Here is a 6741-nt window from a genome sequence, read left to right as displayed (position 1 = left end):
CGAGTTTCTGGATAAAGAGGTCTTCACCGACATCACGGAGGGCAAACGCTACGAGTCCGATATTGTGGTCAAGGCACGGTTCCAGGGACGCGAGGCGTACTTTCTGCTGATCGTGGAGAACCAGTCGAGTCCGCAGGCGGGCTTTCCCAAGCGGATGTTCAAGTACTTTGCTAGGTTCTACGAGAAGTTCGATCTGCCGATCTATCCGGTGGTGGTCTACTCGTTCGACCGGCCCCGAAAGCTTCAGCCGGGCAAGCACCAGATTGACTTCCCCGGCTTTGTGGTCAATCGCTTCCAGTTCCGGGTGATCCAGCTTAACCGGCTGAAGTGGCGCGACTACCTCGCTACGCCCAACCCGGCAGCGGCGGCACTGATGTCCAAGATGCAGATTGCGCGACGTGACCGGGTGAAGGTGAAGCTTCAGTGCCTGCGTCTGATTGCGACGTTGCGGCTTGACCCGGCTCGCTCGCAGCTCATCTCCGGGTTTGTGCGAACGTACTTGCAGATGACACGACCGGAGCTGGTGGAGCTCCAGCGCGAAGTGGGGCTCTTGCCCCGAGAGGAATTGAATACGATGTTAACCCTGACAAATGAGTGGATTGAGCTAGGCGAAGAAAAAGGTATCGAGAAAGGCATCGAAAAAGGGCGTACGGAAGGGCGCGTTTCTCAAACCTTGAGCCTGATTCTGCGGTGGGGTACGAAGCGCTTCGGTGCTGCGAGTGTGGAGGTGGAGTCGGCGCTGGAGCAGTCGGATCTGGTGCGTCTGGAAGTGCTGGCGGATCGCCTGCCCGAGGTGGAGTCCTGGCAGGAGCTGCTCGCGCCCTGAGAGGCGGGCTTTTGGTAGCCGCAAAGAGAAAAGAGACTTGTCGCGGTTTGACAAGCCCCAAAGTCTGTGCGCCTGCGGGAGCGCTCGTCGCGTGAGTGAGTCGTTAGCCTTGTTCGAAGGGCTCGCCGAGGTGGGCAGGGGGTTTGACCTTAGCACCGCGAATTGCGAGGGCGAGCAATGTCAGGACATAGGGCAGAGCCAGAAAAATCGGGTAGGGAATATGGAGCGTGCCTTGGGCTTGGAGCCTTGTCTGCCAGACATCGGCGGCAGCGAAGAGAAGCGCAGCGGTGAGCACCCCCAGCGGGTTCCAGCGCCCGAAGACAATAACCGCCAGCGCGATAAAGCCGCGTCCCCCGGTCATTTCCTCGGTGAAGGTGTTGGCGATCCCAATCGAGAGCGATGCGCCCCCCATGCCACAGAGTGCGCCGCTCACCAGAATGGTGAGTGTCCGTAGCCGATTCACAAAGATACCTGCCGCCGCGACGGCCTCTGGTTTCTCCCCCGTGGAGCGCACCATGATCCCAAGCCGCGTTCGGTAGAGCAGCCACTGCGCCACGGGGATCAGAAGCAAGCCCAGCAATGTAAGGGCATTGATTGCTGTTGAGCCATCGCCAAAGAGCACGGGAAGTGTCTTGACCTCGCCAGATATTTTCAGAGCCCGGTAGAAAACCCCGGTCGCGCCAAGTGCCAGAAAGTTGATCGTGGTACCGACAATCACCTGGTCGCGCTTCAGGCCAATGGCAAAAAGGGCAAAAATCCCCGCTATTGACACTGCCGCTAGCGCCGCCGCCAGCACGCCCAGGTACGGCTGACCCGTCGCCGCTGAGACAAGAACCGCTACCAGTGCTCCGACGAGAAGCAAACCCTCTAGCCCGATATTCACCACGCCCGCCCGCTCCGCAAAGAGCGCCCCCAGTGCTGCCAGTAGCACCGGGGTTGCGAAAGTGAGGGTTTGTAGAAGAAACGGGATCACTTTCCACGCTCCCTGAGCCAGCCGTAGGTAAGTACGGTGAGCAGTGTGACGGCTTGGAGCACTTGAATCACCACCGACGACACTCCCGCACTTTGCACCTCGGTCGCACCCGCGGTGAGTGCACCAAAAAACAGCGCGGTTAGAATCGTCCAGAGCGGCGAGAGATTGGCGAGCAGTGCAACTGCGATGGCGGTGTAGCCGTAGCCTTTGGAGTAGGGATCGGCCAGAAAGTAGGTCACGCCGCAGATTTGGATCGCGCCCGCCAGCCCGGAGAGTGCGCCTGAGAGCAGAAATGTCCCCCAGGTTGTCTTTGCCACGGAGATTCCCGCCGCTTCTGCGGCTTCTGCGCCTGCCCCCACAGTGCGTAGGGCAAACCCCGCTGCGGTTTTTGCGAGGTAGAGCCAGACGACAACAGCAAGAAATAGCGCCACCAGAAAGCCCAGATGCAGCTGCGTTCCCGGCCACAAAAACGCCAGTCGGCTAGAGATGGCAAGCTTGTCGGACTGCGGGTATTGCTTCACGGCCTCTTGGAGCGGGCCGCGCACCATCCACGCCACAAGCTGGATCGCGACGAAGTTCAAGAGCAGGGTTGAGAGCACTTCCTGCACGCCTCGCCAGAGCTTGAGCGCCGCCGCGAGCCCTGCCCAGAGCGCTCCCCCCACTGCGCCTGCACCCAGCGCTAGGGGTAAAAGAAGCGGAGTCGGGAGCTGCCTCTGTGTCCCGGCCCAGATCGCAAAGACCGCTCCGAGAAGAAATTGCCCCTCGGCTCCGATATTGAAGAGCTTGCCTTTAAACGCCAGCCCGACCCCGAGCCCGGTGAGCAAGAGCGGCGTGGTCTGAATCAGCGTGTTGGCGACGCTGTCTTTCGAGCCAAATGCGCCTCGTACCAGCGCCGCCGCCACCGCAAGCGGTGAGGCTTTGGCCGCCAGAATCACGGCGGCAAGCAGTAGCAAGCCCCCGAAAACACAGGCAATAAGCTTCACGCCGCTGCCCCTCCCATTAAGCGGCCCAGCTCCTCACGTGGGGTTTCGGGGGCGACAATGCCCCTGAGCTTGCCCTCGAAGAGCACCGCCACCCGATCCGAGAGCGTGAGCACTTCATCCAGCTCCGTGGAGATCAGCACAATCGCCGCGCCCGCTGCCTGCGCCTCGCGAAGGGCTGTATGTACATACGAAATCGCCCCGACATCCAGGCCGCGCGTTGGGTTAACGGCGATCACGACTTTGGGCTCGCCCGCCAGTGCCCGTGCAATCACCACTTTTTGCTGGTTTCCGCCCGAGAGACTACTGGCCCTAGACTCCGGCCCCTCGGTGCGAATATCGAAGCGCTGGATAAGCTGCTCGGCGCGTGCACGAAGCGCCTTTGCATTCAGAAAAATGCTCTTACGAAACTCGGGGCTGTCCTGAACCCCGAGCGTGAGGTTTTCGGTAAGGGTCATCGAGAGCGCCAGCCCTCGTTTCTGGCGATCCGCTGGGATCACGCCGATCTGCGCCTCACGAACGGCTTTTGGGGCGGGAGAGAGCCGCATTGCACCCACCCGAATCTCCCCACTCTCGGGCTTACGCATCCCCGAGAGGCAGTCCGCAAGCTCAGTCTGACCGTTGCCGTCCACGCCCGCGAAGCCTAGGATCTCGCCGGGCGCGACGCTGAAGGAGAGGTTTTTGAGCTTACCAAGTGTGAGGTTCTGGACAGTGAGTACCTCTCCCCCTGCCCCCTTTCCCAAGGAGGAACAACTGTCCGGGAGAGGGGTTGGGGAGAGGTTGCTGCCCACCATCGCCTCCGCGAGCATTCCGGCGTCGCACTCGGCGGTGGCGAGCCGGGCGACCACTTTTCCGCGCCGCAAGACCGTGACGCGCTCTGAGAGGGCTAAAACTTCGTCGAGCTTGTGGGAGATAAAGACAATTCCCTTGCCCTCGGCGGCGAGCTGGCGGAGCGTGGCAAAAAGCTCGGGAGTCTCGGTGGGGGTGAGGACGGCGGTGGGCTCGTCGAAGATCAAAATCTTCGTCTGGCCGCGTAGGGCTTTTAATATCTCAATGCGCTGCTGTGTCCCCACCGGCAGGCTGCCCGCGAGCGCGTCCCAGGGAAGGCTCCAGCCAAGGCTCTTGGCGAGGGCTTGCGCCTCGGTGAGTACGCTTTTCAGGGGCCAGGAGAGCGGCCCCCCCTTGGCTTTGTCGGCAGAAAGAAGTAAGTTCTCCGCGACGGAGAGCGGAGGGACGAGCAGAAAATGCTGATGCACCATGCCAATCCCCTGCGCGTTGGCATCGGCGGGGGAGGCAAAGCGCACGGACTGGCCATCAATGAGTAACTCACCTGTGCTCGGGCGCAGGAGCCCCGAGAGGACATTCATCAAGGTGGACTTGCCCGCACCATTCTCGCCCAGCACGGCATGGATCTCTCCAGCACGCAGGTCAAAATCCACCCCGTCGAGCGCGGTGAAACTTCCAAAGCGGCGGGTGAGGGCGCGGGCTTCCAGCAGGGGCATAACCCTACGGCGCGACCTTCCCGGCGGCGATATCGGCTTCTGCGGCGGCGATCTTGGCCTTGAGCGCATCAGGGACTTTTCCGGCGAACTTGTCGTTGTAGTGCAACCCGACCACTTTGTCTTTCAGTCCGTAGCGAAACGCCCCCGTTGCCTTGCCGTCTTTGACAGCCTTGGCGGCGAGAAGATAAGCGGCTTGCGCGTCCACTAAGAACGAGCCGAGATTCTTGGGAGTTGCCAGATCGTCTTGCGGCGCGTTGGCTCCGATAAACATCGCATCGGCTTTATCGGTGACGGCCTGCGCGACGCCTTGCCCGGCGGCGTTGGCGTTGTGGTGGAGCACGTCCACGCCGCTATCGAGCAGCGCCTGCGCCTGCTGCTTAGCTTTGGCAATATCATCGCCGCTCCCGGTGAAGACGATCTTCACTTCGGCATCGGCTCTCGCTGCTTTCACGCCCTTTTCAAACGAAGCGAAGGCTTCTTGCACAATCGGGATCTCGCTGCCACCGATGCAGGCGACTTTTCCGGTCTTGGTCATCCCGCCCGCCAGCATTCCGGCCAAGTAGGTAGCCTCGCCCGCCTGAAACTGAATGGGCTTGAGATTCGCACCCGTGGAGCGGCCTCCGACCACCACAAAGTAGGTCTTGGGGAACTCCTTGGCGACGCTCGCCGCCGCATCGTCGTACTCCGAGGCGTGGAAGAAGATTAAGTTGCAGCCCTTCTTGGCAAGATCACGCGCCGCGCCCGCGACATTGGCCTGGCCCGGATCCTCGATAGCCGGAACCATCTCCGTGCCCGTGATCTCCCCCTTGATCTTCTCCACACTGTCACTGGCGAGCTGGCTCCAGCCTTTATCATTGATCTTGCCGGGGGTGATCAGCCCGACCTTGAGCGACGCAATCGCCTCGCCACCCGCTGAGGAGGCTGCTGTAGATGCGGGAGTGCTTGCCGTATCTTTAGCAGGCTCTTGCTGGGCGCAGCCGGTGAACAGAAGTCCAAAAGTTAGAATAGCGCAGAAGCGCCGTCGGGAAGAGATCATAGAAAAAACTCCAATGCAAATTTGCTTGGTTCAGGATACCTTAACTACCCAGCACGTTCAAGAGTTCCCCGTAGACTTCTTCCCTCCGCTCTGTTTTGGTCATAATAAATGAGGGAACCTGGCAGACCACGTTGATACTCTTGCTGAAGAAGAGGTCTAAAGGAAAAATGATGGAGAGAACAACGATTATCCAAAAATGCGGGCGGCTTCGCTCGTGCTTGGCACTGGTGGTGTTCAGCTGCCTTGCAGGGTGTGGGGGGAGCGCTATGGAGGCTGATGTGTTGCAACCGCGCGTTCTGATGGCGACATTTCCCCAGCAACTTGCTCTAGCACGTACTCACTGGGTGGCGAAGGGGCTACACTCCTATAAGTTCACGGTTCAAGTGCGCTGCTTCTGCCTCGAAGAGAACACCCGTCCGGTGACGATCACCGTGCGTGAGGGGATAACAGATGCCCCTATGCGTTTAAGCGCTTTTGCCACCATTGAGAGAGTCTTTGAGACGCTCGAAGCGGCCAACACGAGCAAGGCAAATGTGCTGGAGGTCAACTTCACTGCCGACGGCTGGCCGAGTACGAGCTCTGTTGATCCCCGTGCGGACACCAGCGATGATGAGTACAATCTCACGATCTCCGAGGTGAGGCCGCTGTAAATCGGTATCTTTGAAGGTAAAGCCATGGGTTGCAGTCTGAGAAGGCGTGATGCGAACAACGAATTTTATCCTTGGGCTGGCTGTTCTAGCTGGGTGTGGTGGGAGCCCCGCGCTGACAAGCTTTGACAACGAGCTGGCTCAGGCACGAACCAACTGGGCGGCGCGGAACCTGCGCTCCTACTCGTTCACGGTGAGTAAAAGCTGTTTTTGTCCGGTGGAGTATACACGCCCGGCGACAATCACCGTGCGCGATGGGGTCGCAGTAGATGCGCCGGTACATCTGGCGGCCTATAGCACGATTGATAAAGTGCTCGATGCTCTGGAAGCAGCGCATAAGAGCAAGCCCGACGTCCTTGAGGTGGACTTTACCGCGGATGGCTGGCCCCGTACCCTTCGTGTTGATCCCAGCGCTGCTCTTGCTGACGAAGAGTACTACCTCACGATCAGCAACCTCACGTCGCTCTAGAGATCTACATCTAACTTCTTTCCTAGAGCGATGATCTCACGAATGCTTCGGTGCGCTTCAAGGGGATGTCGCAGTGAAGCCTCGGGATTGATCTCGTAGCGGTTGCGTCGCCCATCGCGGTGGCGCACTAAGACACCGCCTTCTTCCAGCTCCGTGACGATACGCTGCACAGCGCGCTCGGTGATGCCCACTTGCACCGCCACATCGCGCAGCCGTGTCTCACTGTCCTGCGCGAGGCAGATCAGTACATGAGAGTGATTCGTTAAAAAAGTCCAGCTCGTCTCGCCTGCCATAGTACGCAAATTATA

The 6741-nt window shown here is 59.9% G+C and carries 8 protein-coding genes; 3 read left to right on the top strand and 5 right to left on the bottom strand.

Translation table 11 applies throughout. The annotated features are described in order from the left end of the window. Positions 1-826: Rpn family recombination-promoting nuclease/putative transposase (locus ACH2ED_RS02605; protein WP_395088642.1), on the top strand; the 826-nt coding region annotated here is incomplete at its 5' end. A gap of 103 nt (positions 827-929) precedes the next feature. Here ACH2ED_RS02605 and ACH2ED_RS02600 read toward each other — a convergent pair. The 4 genes from ACH2ED_RS02600 to ACH2ED_RS02585 are packed head-to-tail and all read right to left on the bottom strand — an operon-like array spanning position 930 to position 5317. After that, complete coding sequence (locus tag ACH2ED_RS02600) at positions 930-1799, bottom strand: ABC transporter permease (RefSeq protein ID WP_395088641.1); 870 nt, start codon at positions 1797-1799, stop codon at positions 930-932. Beyond that, positions 1796-2782: an ABC transporter permease gene (locus tag ACH2ED_RS02595; RefSeq protein WP_395088640.1), complete on the bottom strand. Its 987-nt coding sequence runs from the start codon at positions 2780-2782 to the stop codon at positions 1796-1798. Before ACH2ED_RS02595 ends, ACH2ED_RS02600 begins: the two co-directional genes overlap by 4 nt. Next, positions 2779-4281, bottom strand: coding sequence for an ABC transporter ATP-binding protein (locus ACH2ED_RS02590; protein ID WP_395088638.1), 1503 nt, complete (start codon positions 4279-4281; stop codon positions 2779-2781). The genes ACH2ED_RS02595 and ACH2ED_RS02590 overlap by 4 nt, the downstream gene beginning before the upstream one ends. A 4-nt stretch (positions 4282-4285) precedes the next feature. Next, positions 4286-5317: a BMP family protein gene (locus ACH2ED_RS02585; RefSeq protein WP_395088637.1), complete on the bottom strand. Its 1032-nt coding sequence runs from the start codon at positions 5315-5317 to the stop codon at positions 4286-4288. A 167-nt stretch (positions 5318-5484) separates the two neighbouring features. On the opposite strand from ACH2ED_RS02585, the gene ACH2ED_RS02580 reads away from it, so the two are divergent. Further along, positions 5485-5967 carry a DUF6174 domain-containing protein gene (locus tag ACH2ED_RS02580; RefSeq protein ID WP_395088635.1) on the top strand — a complete coding sequence of 161 codons (483 nt, stop codon included), beginning with the start codon at positions 5485-5487 and terminating at the stop codon, positions 5965-5967. A 49-nt stretch (positions 5968-6016) separates the two neighbouring features. Then, on the top strand, positions 6017-6433 hold the full coding sequence (locus tag ACH2ED_RS02575) for a DUF6174 domain-containing protein (RefSeq protein ID WP_395088634.1): 417 nt from the start codon (positions 6017-6019) through the stop codon (positions 6431-6433). Here the strand turns inward: ACH2ED_RS02575 and ACH2ED_RS02570 are convergent. Beyond that, a complete protein-coding gene (locus tag ACH2ED_RS02570) occupies positions 6430-6726 on the bottom strand; it encodes a helix-turn-helix transcriptional regulator (protein WP_395088633.1) in 297 nt (98 codons plus the stop codon). The genes ACH2ED_RS02575 and ACH2ED_RS02570 overlap by 4 nt on opposite strands. Positions 6727-6741: the final 15 nt, after the last annotated feature.

Origin of the sequence: Armatimonas sp. (assembly GCF_043757465.1) — a bacterium.
GTDB lineage: Bacteria > Armatimonadota > Armatimonadia > Armatimonadales > Armatimonadaceae > Armatimonas.
Note: the sequence above shows the minus strand (reverse complement) of the source record. Positions and strands in the feature narration are given on the sequence as shown.